Genomic DNA, 15,025 nt, shown 5'->3' with positions numbered 1-15,025 from the left:
AACGGTAGGAAGACCCAGTGGAGGATAAACCCTCAAAAGGCGCTACCATTTTGCGCTGCAATATTAGCGAATGGAATAGAATAAGTAAAACCTTTGCCGATACGAATAGCCGTTCGGAACCCATATTTTTTATATTTGCATTGCGATGGAAATCAAGGACTTTGAATCTTATTTAAAAGACAAGAAAATTGACTCGGATGCTTTTAAAAAAGCGCAGCCCGAACAGTGGTCTAAATTCAAAGTTTTATATGACCAAATGCACCCTAATAGCTTTACAGCTCAAAAATTATTTCTCATTAACCCAATTAGGAGAGCATTTCCACTAAAAGAAGAGCTGCCAGAGAAGGCAGTGCCAACAGCGGCAGCCCGCCCTAAAGTGATGATGAGACCCAAACCGAAAACAAATTAATTATGTTCGATACACTCCAACCCAAACTTCAGGCTGAACTAGCAGAAATCAAAGAAGCCGGACTTTATAAAAAAGAAAGAATCATTACCACTCCCCAAGCAGCCGATATCAAAACGGCTGATGGAAGAGAAGTAATCAACTTTTGTGCAAATAACTATTTAGGTCTGTCTTCTCACCCAAGGGTGCTTGAGGCGGCCAAAAAAGCCATCGATACCCACGGTTTTGGTATGTCTTCGGTACGTTTTATTTGTGGAACACAAGATATTCACAAAGAGCTAGAGCAAAAGATTTCAGATTTTTTGGGCATGGAAGATACCATTCTTTATGCAGCAGCTTTCGATGCCAACGGTGGTGTTTTTGAACCATTGTTGGGTGCCGAAGACGCGATTATTTCAGATGCACTAAACCACGCTTCAATTATTGACGGTGTGCGTTTGTGTAAAGCCATGCGTTTCCGTTACGATCATAATGATATGGACAGCTTAGAGCAGCAATTGAAAGATGCAGATGCTAAGGGAGCACAGAATAAAATCATTGTTACCGATGGCGTGTTCTCAATGGACGGCACCATTGCACAATTAGACAAAATCTGTGATTTGGCTGATAAGTATAAAGCTTTGGTAATGACAGACGAATGTCATTCAACAGGTTTTATGGGCAAAACAGGTAGAGGCGTTCATGAATTCAGAAACTGCATGGACCGTGTAGATATTATCACTGGTACATTGGGTAAAGCCCTAGGTGGTGCGTCTGGAGGTTTTACTTCTGGTAAGAAAGAAGTGATCGAAATTCTTCGTCAGCGCTCAAGACCTTATTTATTCTCCAACACTTTGGCGCCTTCTATTGTAGGAGCTTCTATTGCGGTATTCGATATGCTTTCTGAAGCCACCACTCTTCGCGATAAATTGGAGGAAAACACCAAGTACTTTAGAAGTAAAATGACCGAAGCTGGTTTTGATATTAAGCCGGGCGAGCACGCTATTGTACCTGTAATGCTTTACGATGCCAAATTGGCTCAAAAAATGGCCGATGCACTTTTAGAAAAGGGCATTTACGTGATTGGCTTCTTCTACCCTGTAGTGGCGAAAGGCCAAGCCAGAATTAGAGTTCAGGTTTCTGCTGGGCACGAAATGCACCATTTAGACAAAGCCATTCAAGCCTTTACTGAAGTAGGTAAAGATTTAGGAGTGATTTAACGTTTCATAATAACTGATTAGTAAAGAGGCCATTGGATTCAATCTGATGGCCTCTTTTTATGCTATTTTTTTGCGGGACAAGTATTGAACCCTACGAGCGTATAGAGTGGGCAAAAGCTCACCAAGCTGGTCAGAAGGAATACTGCCGCCAACACCAATAAAACAATGCCCAAAGTACCCGTTACTATGTTGCCAAAATAAAGAATTGCAATCGCCACTGCGATTAAAATTCTTACTGCTTTGTCTGCATTTCCCATATTCTTTTTCATAATCTCAATAGTTAGGTGGTTTGGAATAAAAGCACAATACCGTGATGATTACCAGACACAATCCTCAAACGATCAGCGGTTTAAATGCTTTAGTTTTCATGTTATGAAGTTAGCGAATGCCCCATTGCCGAATACTGATATAAGTCATGCCGAAAGGAGATTTAATCACTGGTTTAGGCCTTGCGATAAAATGGTAGTGAACTTGATTTGGCTGTGAGGCTATTAGAGCAAGCTGTTGTGTTTTTTCTCTTATTCCATCTGAAAACTTTAGAATACACAAAATCAAATTTGATCTGTTATTCTTTTGAAACGACTACTCTTTTAGTTATTCTTGTTGGTGAATGTTTGACTTATTAATCAAGTTCAAACTTCCTTCAACCTCAAAAAAACGATGAAGCAGTTTATCCTATTTTTTATCACTCTATTGGTCGCATTTTCATGCTCAAAAAATGTTTCTGAAAAGGAAAGTGAAGCCGTTGTGGTCACCGATGACTTTAAGTCCTATCAACTCGATAGAGACCTTCCTACCGAACGTTTCGCTGATTTAATTGAATCTGTTGAGCTGGTACGGATGGAAGAAACCGATAATTCTTTATTGTCTTACATCTATGACGTCCATCAGTCGAAAGATCAGTTGGTGTTCACCAGTGGAAGAGAGTCTGATGTATTTGTTTTTGACTTGGAAGGAAATTTTGTTCGCAAGATCAATAGGAAAGGTGAAGGACCAGAAGAGTATTTGAACATTACTGATTTGTGGTTGGAAGGAGATACGCTGGCCATCTATTCAAGAAACCAATCTTCCGTAAAGCGCTATTCATTGGAAGGCGATTTTATTAGATCGGAAAAGTTGCCAGCATCTCCAGGTCATCTCTATACTTATAACCATGGTTACGCGATGGAGATGAATTACCGTCCTATTAACGATACTTCCTATTATAGATATGCCACATTGGACAAGGATTTGAAGCTGGTAGATATGTACCAGCCTGTCGACAAGCATATTCCTGCGGGACTTACTTTGGGGACCAATTCAATAACTCCTTACAAAGATGGAGTTACACTACATAGAATAATGAGTGATACGGTGTATTATTTGAATGATAAAGGGTTTGCTCCGCTAGTTCATTTGGAGTTTGGGAAGGATTGGTATTGGAATGAAGGAAAGGATGTAACACCTGATTTTGTTCAAGTGATACAAGAAACAGAAAAAGTATGGACAGCCACTGCTCATATTGGTGATCGTCTAATTTGGGTATTTACTTATAGTGGTTTTTCAGAAGGTATTGTGGTTCCAAGCTTTCTAATTGACCGTGCCACGGGAGCTGTTCACAACGTGGATATGAGAAAAGCAGATAAATCTAATAATGTGGCTATTCCTATCGGTTGGGATAGTGAGCAAATGATATTTACTATTCAATCTCCAAACGTGGCCTCTTTTCTCTCAGAACTTAAGGAAGACCAAATCAAATTCCGCCAAGGCACCACTTTAGAAAAAATCGAATCCTCTGAAAATCAGGTGCTAATGTGGGTGAAGTTTAAGGAGTAGTTAGTACATAGTACTTTGTAATTAGATTTTAGAAAAAGATAAAATATAGAACTGCCTTTTGGAGGGTTGTCTTCATCCTGAAAGTCCCTTCAAAAGGTTGTTTAATTAATATAGAGATGAAATGGATTATAAATATTTGTTTTTTACTGTTGCTATTGGCTGCTGTGAGTTGTGTTGAAAGAGAGAGTAACGATAATATTATTAACCAAGACGAGTTCAAAGTTCTGCCTATTGATATTGAAGCCGAGAAATTCAAGCTTCCCGAAGTTATTGATGAAATAGAATTAATGCGCTTTGAGGAAGGTCAGGAGGGCTTAATTACTGAAGTTCGTTTACTTAATAAGGAAGCAGATAAACTCATCTTTACGAGTCCGGGCGAGTGGGATATATTTATTTATAACCAATTGGGTGAGCTCATCAATAAATTCAATCATAAAGGTGAAGGACCAGAAGAATATCACGATATCCAAAACTTATGGGTAGAGAACGAGCAAGTATTTGTTTTTTCAAAAAAGAGCTATAGGGTTCTCGCGTATAACCTTCAGGGAGAGTTTATTTCTTCTACTAAATTAGAAGAACCATATCGCGACATCTTCCCACTAAACAAGGGGTATGTGGCCGAACATCGGGATGAAGATCAAAATATTATACTGGTCTTTTTAGATGCTAATTTCCAAAAGCAATCAACAACTTTTTCTCGGAAGGATGAGCAAGACTTTTTGAGCCTGACCTTGAATACCTTTAATGAATACAAAGGAAACGTAGCCTATAAATCCGTATTAAGCGACACCATTTATTTGATCTCTCAGGATAAGGAATTAAAGCCAATCATCAAACTGGATTTTGGAAATGACTGGCTATGGTCTGACCCTGAAGTGCAGGCTAAGCCAGATCAGGCTATGAGCTTTGTGAGTGAAAAGAAGAAGGTGTGGGCGGTTGAATCTCATTTGGGAGAGAGGTATATATACCTTTCCTATGGGCTGGGTTTTGGTGAGGGAGTGGTTACGATGTTCAACAGAGAGACGGGCGGGCAATTTAGAATTGAGCTAAAGAAAAAGGATGGAGAATATATTGGTTTTTACCCGATTCAGTGGAAAGGTGATCGACTCTTGGTTTCAATGCCTTCTTACGATGCAGTAGATTTAATTACTGGGTTAAAGTCTGAACAAATCAAATTCCGCCAAGGCACCACTTTAGAAAAAATCGAATCCTCTGAAAACCCGGTGCTGATGTGGGTGAAGTTTAAGGAGGAGTATTGAGAAGAGGGTACTTAGTACATACTATTGAGTAGCTAGATTTTTGATAAATGCAAAACATGAACTGCCTTTTGGAGGGTTGTCTTCACCCTTAAAGCCCCTCCAAAAGTTTGTTTACTAAACATACAATTGACAATGAGAATAAATTTTTCTGTTTTACTACTTCTGATAGTTCTATGGAGCTGTTCTGAAGAGAAGTTAGAGGGTTTAGATAAATCTGGTTTGAACATAGATGAGTTTCGGTCTTATAAAATAGACATGGATATGTCTCAAACTAAACTGGCCGACTTAATAGATACTATTGAAGTAATAAGGCTTGAGGAAACTTCAGAATCACTGCTTGGTTATGCAAGTCGTTTACAAGAGTACAGCAGAGGGTTCGTCATGGCCAGTGAAAAGGTTGGAGTACTTTTTTTCAATAAGGAAGGTGACTTTATGCATGGTTTCAATCATAAAGGATCAGGACCAGGTGAGTATGCTGATATTTATGATTTTTGGATTGAGGGAGATACAATTGCGATTTTTTCTAAAGCAAGTCAACATATTAAACAATTTGATTTAGAAGGGAATTTCATCAGCTCAATTAGAATTCCCTATTACACTCATCATGTTTACCCAATAAAAAATGGTTTCGTGTATGACTTGAATTATGGGGTGATTGAAGATTCACTCAAGTATAGGTCAGTAGTAGTCAATTCAGAACATAAGTTGGAAAAAGCACTTTTGCCCTTTAATGCTTTTCCCAAAATGCATTACTTCTCTAATTCTCCTTCATTAAAGCCCTATGGTAATGGAGCTACTTATTTAGGAGTAATGAGCGATTCGTTGTATTTGGTAAATAATAATCAAGTAAAGCCACTGGCTCATTTTGATTTTGGGGAGAAATGGTATTGGACTGAAGAGGCTAAAATGAACCCTAAAATGTATATGTCGAGCAAGGGCGAAAAGGTGGATAACATTAACTCGTACATTGGAGAGGGGCAGATTTGGCTAGCTGCCACCTATATAATGACAGATACTCAGCCCTTTCTCATTAATAGACTTACTGGAGCAGTAGTGTCAATTGACCTTCGGAACCAAGACGATGGGCGGTATACAATTTCTCCCATAAAATGGGAAGGCAATTCTTTTTTTGGCTCAATTCAATCTAACGACTTAATTACTTTGATAAGTGAGTTGGATCAGTCTCGAATAAAGTTCAGAAGGGGCACCACTTTAGAAAAAATCGAATCCTCTGAAAACCCGGTGCTGATGTGGGTGAAGTTTAAGGAGGAGTAGTTAGTACATAGTATTTAGTAGTTAGATTTTAGAAAAAGATAAAATATAGAACTGCCTTTTGGAGGGTTGTCTTCACCCTTAAAGCCCCTCCAAAAGTTTGTTTACTAAACATACAACTGATAATGAGAATAAATATTTGCCTTTTACTACTTCTATTAACAGCGTGGAGCTGCGCTGAAAAGGGTAAGGTTAATGACAAGGAGGCTATCAGTTTGGACGACTTTAAATCATATCATCTTGATTTGAACCTGCCCAAAGAGAGTTTTATCGATATGATTGAGTCTGTAGAACTAATGCAATTTGAAGAAACCGATGAGTCACTTTTATCTACGATCCGAAAAATCAATAGGCTCGATGATGGTTTTGTCTTTCATACAGATAAAAAGTTGGGCACGAATGAGCATACGACAATCTACTTTTTTGATGAAAACGGAAAATTCAAGAATAAAATAAACCGACAAGGGCAGGGGCCAGAAGAGTACATTTCAATCGGAAGTTTATGGGTGGAGAATGGTTTGGTTACGGTGTATTCAATGCCCAAATCTATAATTTACCGCTATACTCCTGAAGGCGAGTTTGTCGACTCACGTAAATTGCCTGATAAACTTCGAGTTGGAGATATTCGGCCTTATAAAGATGGCTACGTTGCTGAAATGAATTATAACCCCATCAATGACACCTCTTATTACAAGTTCGCAAAGCTGAATAAAGATTTAAAACTGGAAAAAGCATTTTTGAAATACGACAAAGCACCTGATGAAATGCCTTGGTTTATTGCTTACTCAACAGTTATTCCCTACCAAGGTGGAATGCAGCTTTTTAGGGTTTTTAGCGATACCATTTACGCCTACACAAATGATAAACTCGCCCCTTTGGTGCATTTAGATTTTAAGGGAAATTGGTTTTGGGGAGATAAACCTGCTCCTACAAACGAGCTTTTAGAGAAAGTAGAAGCCGAGAATAAAGCTTGGGTACTAGGCATGTCGATTGGTCAAAAACACATTTATGCAGATGCCTTGATTGGCTATTCGCATTGGGAGTATTTTTTAATTGACAGAATAAATGGGAAGGTCAAGCGAATGGAAATGCCGAAGGGCAAATCAGTGAATGAAGAGTTTTTATACTTGGGTTGGGAAAAAGATCGGCTGATGTTTTCTGTTACTACAAGCGATGTTCCTAACATTCTATCTGCGCTGGATGAAAATCAAATCAATTACCGTGAGGGCACTACTTTAGAAAAGGTTGAATCCTCTGAAAACCCATTGGTGATGTGGGTGAAGTTTAAGGAGTAGTTAGTACATAGTATTTAGTAGTTAGATTTTAGAAAAAGATCAAATATAGAACTGCCTTTTGGAGGGTTTCCATCACCCTGAAAGTCCCCCCAAAAGTTGGTTTACTAAACATACAACTTACAATGAGAATAAATATTTGCCTTTTACTACTTCTATTAACAGCGTGGAGCTGCGCTGAAAAGGGAGCCTCTAATGATAAGAAGTCCACTAATTTGGATGGGTTCAAAACTTTCAAAATCGATACAGAGGCCAAACCTGTTTCAATTTTCGAATTAATTGAAGAAGTTGAAATCATGCGTTTAGAAGAGACCGAAGAGTCGTTATTGAGCAGTGTATTTAAAGTGTCTAGCACAGAGGATAGAATTGTTTTTCCGAGTGGAAATGACGGCAGTATTTATTCTTATTCCAAAGAAGGAGAGTTCATTAGTAAGTTTAGCCATGTAGGGAATGGCCCGGGAGAGTATGAGTTTATCTGGAGTTTCTGGGTAGATGGAGATCATATTTTCGTATCTGATATTAACAGGCGTAGCTTAATCTCTTATGACTTAGAGGGCAATCATTTGAGAAGTTGGAAACTCCCATTCTATGCTAAGAGCTTTTTTACATATGATAAGGGGTTTGTTGCCGATTTGGATTATACAGCCTATCAAGATTCATTACAATTCAATGTCCTTTTTCTCGATGAAAATATGGAAGTGAAGCAAATGGCTAATCCATACTCTTCACCACTGATTCTATATGTAGGTAGCAGTGTCAATAGTTTTCAACCTTATGGAAAAGACCTTATTTATCATGGATTTAAAAGCGATTCAGTTTTTCTTATTAAAAATAATCAAACTCGGCCCTTGCTTAAGTTTGACTTTGGTGAGGAATGGCTTTGGACAGAAGAAACCATAAAAAACAATCCAAGAACAACTGGTCTTATTCGTGAAACAGACTTAGTTTGGTGGGTGGACTCCTACATAAATGAAAAGTGGATTTACTTGAGCTATAAAACATCGTTCAAAGATGTATTCAGGGTATTGATAGATCGTAATTCTGGAATTCAAAGAGCATTCAAAGTGAACAAAAATGCTGCAACCAAGTATGCAATGACGCCTATTAAATGGGAAGAAGATAGGTTTATGGTTAGTGTGCAATCTCCAGATGTCCGAGCGTATATAAATGACCTGGGTGAAGCAAAAGTCAAATTCCGAGAGGGTACCACTTTAGAAGAAATCGAATCCTCAGAAAACCCAGTACTGATGTGGGTGAAGTTTAAATAATGTTTTACTATCTGACTTTGAAGACAGGGAAACAAGGATTCAGTACATGAATTATGCTGTTGAAGGAATATAACTATAACATTGAACTTTGATTACTTATTTTAAAGTATGAAAATATTTTATATAAGACTTACCGCCTGTTATGCTTTGTTTTTTTTCGGTTTAATGTCCTGCTCTTATAAAAGCGAAAAGGAGAGTAATTCCGCAAATAACATCGATGATTTTAAATCTTACTCCATAGATCCAGAAAAAGCACCCACTTCTTTTTTTGATTTAGTTGAGGAAGTGGAGGTAATGAGGTTGGAAGAAACCCCCGAATCTTTATTAACTAATGTGACCTTTATTGGCCATTCTCAAGGGCAATATGTCTTGGCTGGAATGTCTAAACCGGATATTCATGTTTTTACAAAAACAGGAGAGTTGGTCAGAAGGATCAACCATAAAGGAGAGGGGCCTGAGGAATATCCAGGGTTTAGTAATTTTTGGGTGAAGAATGGACGTATTGGGTTATATTCTGTAGGTCGTTTTATTATACAGTATGATTTAGAAGGGGTGTTTTTAGCCAAAGAGAATCTTCCAATTTCCCCCTTTCATGCTTACGCTTATGAGGGAGGTTATGCATTGGACTTAAGTCAAACTTTTACTGAAGGGCCTGTCCATCATAGTATTATGTTGCTTGACTCAGCCATGAGGCTTAGGTCAATGATGAATCCATCAAAACGGCATGAAGTAGGCCTTATTGGAGCCAATAGTTTTGCAGACTATAAAAATACAATAGTCTACCATGACCCATTCAGTGATACTGTTTTTGTTTTGGAGGATAAGGATGCCAGACCTCTGTTCAGCCTTGATTTTGGAAGTAAGTGGGGCTGGAAGGATGATGCTGATCGTTTAGATCGGGTTAAAAATAGGGAAGTAATGAGGAACAAAGAATTGGTATGGACAATTAAGCCTTACGTGGGTTCAGAAACTATATTAGCCTCTTATAGAAACCACACAGGTTATGTATGGATTGATAGGAAAACTGGTCTGTATGAAACCATTGACTTTTCCATGGAGAATCAAGAAACGCTTGGGCTCTTGCCTATTCAATGGGATGGAGATAGAATTCTTAGCAGCTTACCATCTACAAGTGTAGCTTTTCTTATTGAAGAATTAGGGGAGGATAAGGTGAAATTTCGCCAAGGCACTACTTTAGAAAAGATTGAGTCCTCTGAGAATCCAGTGCTGGTATGGGTGAAGTTTAAATCGCTAGTTAAATGAACAAAAAAATTGGGTGTGTGACCCTGTTGTTGTTGCTTTCTGGATTGATGTCCTGTTCTTCAGACATAAAACAGAAGGAAGCTAACCAAGCTGAGGATGCTGATAATTTCAAGACTTTTAAAATTGATATTGAAGCACCAGCCGTTGATTTAGTCGATTTCATAGATGAAGTGGAGGTTATGCGGCTGGAGGAAACGGACAACGCCTTGCTTGCTATGGTGGCGGGAATAGAAATCACGAATGACCGAATACTAATACCTCACGGAAATGGAGATTTGATTTTCTTTTCAAAAACAGGCGAGTACCAAAGCACTTTCAACCGACAAGGGCAAGGGCCAGAAGAATATGAACGACTTGGTAGCGTATGGGCAGCCGCAAATGGGATTGGGATTTTTGACGGTACTTCTATTTTTCAGTACGACTTTGACGGCAAATTTTTAGGTAGTTCCAAGCTGTCAAAAAATGTGAACGCTGTATACCCAACTCCTGATGGTTATGCACTCGATGTTAGTGGAAAAGTGACAAATGATTCACTACAATACAATGTGATTCTAGTGGATAAAGCTTTAAAGCCTCAAGTAATGTTGAACCCATTTGAACACTTCCCACCTTTTGGTTTTCGTATGGCTGCAAATGCGTTTAGTCCCTATAAGAATGGACTACTTTATCATGCGGCTCTAAGTGATACAGTATTCCTTTTGGAAGGTCAAAAGATGGCTCCGCTTTTTAATATTGATTTTGGGGAGAATTGGGTTTGGAACGATAAGTCATTAATCGGAAATAGACCGAAAGCCATGAGGGCGATAGGAGAAAGACAAACTGATGTTTTTGCCTTTGCCCCTTTTGTAGATGAGAACTTTGTACTATTCAACTCACGTAACATCAATGATTACATCATGATTCATCGAACTACAAGTGATTACCAGAGATTGAAAGTTAGCAAGAAAGATGGGCGCAATTTTCAATTCATGCCTATTAGATGGGATGATGGCCGATTCCTAGTGAGTCTTTCTTCCGCAGAACTAAACGAGTTTATGGAAGGCTTGCAGGGAAGGCAAATCAAATTTCGTGAAGGAACTACATTAGAAGAAATAGAATCTTCAGAAAACCCAGTATTATTGTGGATAAAGTTTAAAGAACTGAAATAAGAATTTAGAATATATGAAACGAGTTTTCCCAGTACTATTAGTCGCAGCATTGTTTACGGCCTGTGGCGGTCAAAAAGAGAATACTACGGAAGAGAAAAATCAAACCAATGACGAGTTTAAGGTCATTCCTTTGTCTATAGAATCAGAGAAACGGAAACTCTCTGAAATGATTGAGTCCATTGAAATAATGGGCTTAGAAGAAACCGATGAAGGACTTTTAAGCGGTGTCTATAATTTTTCTCAAGCAAACAACAGAATCGTTTTCCCTAGCGGGTCAGAAGGCGATGTTTTTATTTATTCTAATGAAGGAAAGTTCATTTCTACTTTTAATCGAGAGGGTGATGGACCAGAAGAGTATGGACGTATACAGCATCTTTGGATAAAAAAGGACACGCTGTTTATCCATGATGGCCAGCGAGGAAACATAAATAAGTATGATTTTGACGGGAAATATGTAGGGCAGATAAAACCAAATGTTAAGCCCACTCACTACTACCCTTATCAGAATGGTTATGTCGGTGATATGAACAGAAGGCCAATTAACGACTCACTCAAGTTTAATGTTGTTTTTTATGATGATCAACTGAAGATGACCGGAATGAAAAACCCTTATAAAAACGTGATCCCTTTTCCGATTGTCACTACCGTAAACAGTCTGGCAGCTTATAATGATGATTTGATATATAAAGAGATGTTCAGCGACACGGTTTTTCTTATTCAGGACACTATGGTGAAACCATTGCTAAAACTTGACTTTGGCTCAGAATATTTATGGAATGATGAAACAATGAGGGCTGATGGGCAAAAGGCGATGGGCAGCATCCAAGAAAGTGGGAAAGTATGGATTTTCAACCCCAAGGTGGGCAATTCTAAAATTTATTTGAATTTCAATACGAGCTTTTCAGAGGCCATTTGGTTGTTGATCGATAGAAATTCAGGAAATTATTATCAAATAGATACTAAAAAGAATGTGGAGGAGAATTATGCTTTTGTTCCTATTAAATGGGATGAAGACGTATTGCTTGCTAGTTTCAATTCTTACGATTTGGCCGAATTAATCAAGGAAATTGGCACTGAAAACGCCACTTTCAAGAAAGGGAGTACGCTAGAAAGTATAGAATCTTCAGAAAACCCAGTATTATTGTGGGTGAAGTTCAAAGACTTTAACTAGTGATTACAAAGAATTTAAGAATGAAATTGAGAGTAAAAGCAGTATTAACATTCGTTTTAGTTGGCCTGTTGGTCTTTTCATGTTCAGATAATAAATCCCAAAGTACCACAACGGTTGATGTAGATGCAGACCAGTTCCGTGCTTACTCTATCAATGTTGAAAGCAAACGAACTGCGTTTACAGATTTAATTGATAATGTGGAAATATTGGCTTTAGAAGAAACCGAGGAAGCCAAGTTGAGTGATGTAATGTCATTTGAAAGGGGGGAGGATGGTGAACTCTATTTTGCTACCGCCCGAAAAGGAGAAATTTTCTCGTATACCAAAGACGGTAAGTTTTTGGGCACGTTTAGCCATAAAGGCAGCAGTTTAAATGAGTATATGTTTATTCAAAGCTCTTGGGTAAATTCAGATTCTATCTCTATTTATTTTAACAGGCGCTTGGTAAGCTATAATATACAAGGCGAAGAACTTGATCGTATCAACCTACCTTTCAACCCAACGCATATTTTCCCATACCATGACGGCTATGTAGCTAATATGAACTACTACCCTTATCAAGACAGCCTTTTTTACAATGTGCTTTTTATGGATAAGGAGTTTAATGTAGAAGCGATGGCAAACCCTAATACTGGACTTTTAAGGGTGCCATTACTCTTGTCGATAAATAGCTTTAAACCGTATAAAGAGGATTTAACATATCATTCTGTATTGAACGATACTATTTTCTATTTGAAAGACAAGAAGAGCAAGCCAATTGCTCAAATTGATTTTGGTAAAAATTGGTTTTGGAACGGAGAAGGGATTGCAATGCAAGACCCAAGCGTGATGAGCCGAATTAGGGAAGATGGCCAAGTTTGGGCAATGAATCCTTTTGTAAATGATAAACTCATCTACCTTACTTATTATACTTCTTTGGCCGATTATTCTCAGTTGGTACTGAATAGAAGCACAAGAAATTATGAGATTTTCGATTTGAAAGGGGAGGGTAATCAACAACTCTCATTGTCTCCGTTAGCTTGGGAAGACGATAGAATGTTATTTAGTATTCTGCCCGAAGATTTACCACAATTGCTGAGTAGTTTCAATAGCGAGAACTATAAGCTTCTTGAGGGATCAACCCTTGAAGGAATACAATCTTCTCAGAATCCGGTGTTGCTTTGGGTGAAGTTTAAAGAGTTCTAGAAAGCGTTTTTTAATCAAGAGGCCACTTCAAGACTTTCTTTCTTGTCGGTTTCTGTGGCTTCTTCCTCTTCTTCGCTTAAATAACGGTTTAATCTTTTCCTGATTTCTGGGGCCGAAAGGTTACTGTCTATTTTGCCATTTCTTGCAATTGACATTTGCCCGGTTTCTTCTGAAATGATTAGGATAAGTGTGTCGGTGGCCTCAGACATTCCTAATGCAGCCCTATGTCGTAAGCCATATTGAGCGGGTAGGTTTTCCCTCTCGCTTACAGGCAAAAGGCAACGCGCAGCTTTTATTTTCCCTTCGTACAGAATTACCGCGCCATCGTGCAATGGACTGTATTTATTGAAAATGGAAATCAGTAGTCTTTTGGAAATAAAGGCATCCAAAAGGTCACCGGAATCTGCATAAAACTTGAGCTCAGTATTTCTGGAAAACACCATCAGAGCCCCAGTGTTTGAACCTGATAAACTCTTTGAGGCTTCAATTACAGCGGTAAGGTTCATGTTCACTTTAGGTTTCTTTTTCCGCCAAATCAGTAGTGATTCAAGCACTCCGTTTTTTCGGAAGGAAGTTTTGCCTAGAATAAGTAAGAATTTTCTGATTTCTTGAGAGAAGATGATGATAGCGGCTAAAACTCCAACCCCCATAAACTGACCAAGAATACCTGCCAGTAACTCCATTTGAGCAGCCCTTACCACCAAATAAATAAGGTACAGTGAAAGAAAGCCAACCAAAACCCTTACTGCTACGCTTCCTTTTAAGAGCTTATAAACCTGATATAGCAATACACTTACGAGTAGGATATCGATAATATCGACCCATCGTACTTCTAGAAATCCTATTTTAAAAGCGTAAATCAAGGATGTATTGATTTATATAGTTTAACTGTTTCTACTGCGGCTTTCACATCGTGTACCCTAAGAATAGAAGCCCCATTTATAAGCGCAGCCATGTTTAAGGCAGTAGTGCCATTGAGTGCTTCTTCAGCCGAAATACCTAGAGTTTTATAAATCATAGATTTTCTGGATAAGCCAGCGAGCAAAGGTAACCGCAATCCTTTAAAATAATCCAAATTTTGGAGAATCTCATAACTCTGTTTTGCGGTTTTTGCAAAACCAAAGCCAGGGTCAAGAATAATATCCTTTACGCCCAAAATTCGCAGTTTTTCTACTCTTTCGCTGAAGAATAAAATAACCTCTTTTAATAAATTTTTATAGTCGGTTTGCTGAGCCATGTTTTGGGGTGTTCCTCTCATGTGCATCATAATGTAAGGCACATTCAATTTAGTAACAGTCTCAAACATGTTGGTGTCTAATGTTCCGCCAGAAATATCGTTGATAATGCAGGCGCCTTGGTCGATTGCAACCTTGGCTACTGAACTTCTAAATGTATCGATAGAAATATAGGCTTCAGGAAATTCTTTAACGATAAGTGCTAGAGCTTTGCTGATTCGGTCAGTTTCAATTTCGGTACTTATATCTTCGGCATTTGGGCGAGAAGAATAACCACCAATATCTAAAATGAGGGCGCCTTCTGCCAGCATATTTTCAGCTGTTGATAGAATTTCTTTCTCAGTGTTTTGTCTGCCAAGCGAATAAAAGCTATCAGGGGTAATGTTTAAAATACCCATTACTGCAGGCGTATCGAGCGAAACTAGATTTCCACGTAAGTTCAATGTCTTTTTAACCTGAAATATTTTATCTTTCGCTTTCAAAAATTCCCTTTAGCAATTAAAATCACTCAAC

14 protein-coding genes are annotated in these 15,025 nt (G+C 38.4%); 11 read left to right on the top strand and 3 right to left on the bottom strand.

The window, feature by feature from the left end; genetic code table 11:
* Positions 1-145 precede the first annotated feature (145 nt).
* Complete coding sequence (locus AWW67_RS04475) at positions 146-409, top strand: hypothetical protein (protein WP_311316219.1); 264 nt, start codon at positions 146-148, stop codon at positions 407-409.
* A gap of 2 nt (positions 410-411) precedes the next feature.
* On the top strand, positions 412-1,605 hold the full coding sequence (gene kbl / locus AWW67_RS04470; protein WP_062300481.1) for a glycine C-acetyltransferase: 1,194 nt from the start codon (positions 412-414) through the stop codon (positions 1,603-1,605).
* 62 nt (positions 1,606-1,667) lie between these two features.
* Here kbl and AWW67_RS04465 read toward each other — a convergent pair whose 3' ends face one another.
* Positions 1,668-1,874, bottom strand: a complete 207-nt coding sequence (locus tag AWW67_RS04465) for a YgaP family membrane protein (protein WP_062300480.1) — start codon at positions 1,872-1,874, stop codon at positions 1,668-1,670.
* 391 nt (positions 1,875-2,265) lie between these two features.
* Between AWW67_RS04465 and AWW67_RS04460 the strand changes: the two genes are divergently transcribed.
* From AWW67_RS04460 to AWW67_RS04420, 9 genes are all read left to right on the top strand, one after another.
* Positions 2,266-3,420: a DUF4934 domain-containing protein gene (locus AWW67_RS04460; protein ID WP_062300479.1), complete on the top strand. Its 1,155-nt coding sequence runs from the start codon at positions 2,266-2,268 to the stop codon at positions 3,418-3,420.
* A gap of 116 nt (positions 3,421-3,536) precedes the next feature.
* Complete coding sequence (locus tag AWW67_RS04455; RefSeq protein ID WP_062300478.1) at positions 3,537-4,679, top strand: DUF4934 domain-containing protein; 1,143 nt, start codon at positions 3,537-3,539, stop codon at positions 4,677-4,679.
* A 132-nt stretch (positions 4,680-4,811) separates the two neighbouring features.
* Entirely contained in the window at positions 4,812-5,954 is a 1,143-nt protein-coding gene (locus AWW67_RS04450; protein ID WP_062300477.1) for a DUF4934 domain-containing protein, read from the top strand.
* Positions 5,955-6,076: 122 nt separating this feature from the next.
* Positions 6,077-7,246: a DUF4934 domain-containing protein gene (locus AWW67_RS04445; RefSeq protein ID WP_062300476.1), complete on the top strand. Its 1,170-nt coding sequence runs from the start codon at positions 6,077-6,079 to the stop codon at positions 7,244-7,246.
* Between the two features lie 122 nt (positions 7,247-7,368).
* Complete coding sequence (locus AWW67_RS04440) at positions 7,369-8,511, top strand: DUF4934 domain-containing protein (protein WP_062300475.1); 1,143 nt, start codon at positions 7,369-7,371, stop codon at positions 8,509-8,511.
* 108 nt (positions 8,512-8,619) lie between these two features.
* On the top strand, positions 8,620-9,774 hold the full coding sequence (locus AWW67_RS04435) for a DUF4934 domain-containing protein (RefSeq protein WP_062300474.1): 1,155 nt from the start codon (positions 8,620-8,622) through the stop codon (positions 9,772-9,774).
* The gene (locus tag AWW67_RS04430) at positions 9,771-10,922 is read left to right on the top strand and encodes a DUF4934 domain-containing protein (protein WP_062300473.1); all 1,152 of its coding nucleotides are present in this window, start codon (positions 9,771-9,773) and stop codon (positions 10,920-10,922) included. Before AWW67_RS04435 ends, AWW67_RS04430 begins: the two co-directional genes overlap by 4 nt.
* 13 nt (positions 10,923-10,935) lie before the next feature.
* Positions 10,936-12,093 (top strand): DUF4934 domain-containing protein, encoded by a 1,158-nt coding sequence (locus tag AWW67_RS04425; protein ID WP_062300472.1) that lies wholly within the window; start codon positions 10,936-10,938, stop codon positions 12,091-12,093.
* A 20-nt stretch (positions 12,094-12,113) separates the two neighbouring features.
* Positions 12,114-13,277: a DUF4934 domain-containing protein gene (locus tag AWW67_RS04420; RefSeq protein WP_062300471.1), complete on the top strand. Its 1,164-nt coding sequence runs from the start codon at positions 12,114-12,116 to the stop codon at positions 13,275-13,277.
* Between the two features lie 14 nt (positions 13,278-13,291).
* Here AWW67_RS04420 and cdaA read toward each other — a convergent pair whose 3' ends face one another.
* Positions 13,292-14,140 (bottom strand): diadenylate cyclase CdaA, encoded by an 849-nt coding sequence (gene cdaA / locus AWW67_RS04415; RefSeq protein ID WP_062300470.1) that lies wholly within the window; start codon positions 14,138-14,140, stop codon positions 13,292-13,294.
* A complete protein-coding gene (folP, locus tag AWW67_RS04410) occupies positions 14,137-14,994 on the bottom strand; it encodes a dihydropteroate synthase (RefSeq protein WP_062300469.1) in 858 nt (285 codons plus the stop codon). The genes cdaA and folP overlap by 4 nt, the downstream gene beginning before the upstream one ends.
* Positions 14,995-15,025: the final 31 nt, after the last annotated feature.

It is taken from the genome of Roseivirga seohaensis, assembly GCF_001592945.1.
Classification (GTDB): domain Bacteria; phylum Bacteroidota; class Bacteroidia; order Cytophagales; family Cyclobacteriaceae; genus Roseivirga; species Roseivirga seohaensis.
This window is presented reverse-complemented; position numbering and strand designations above follow the sequence as displayed.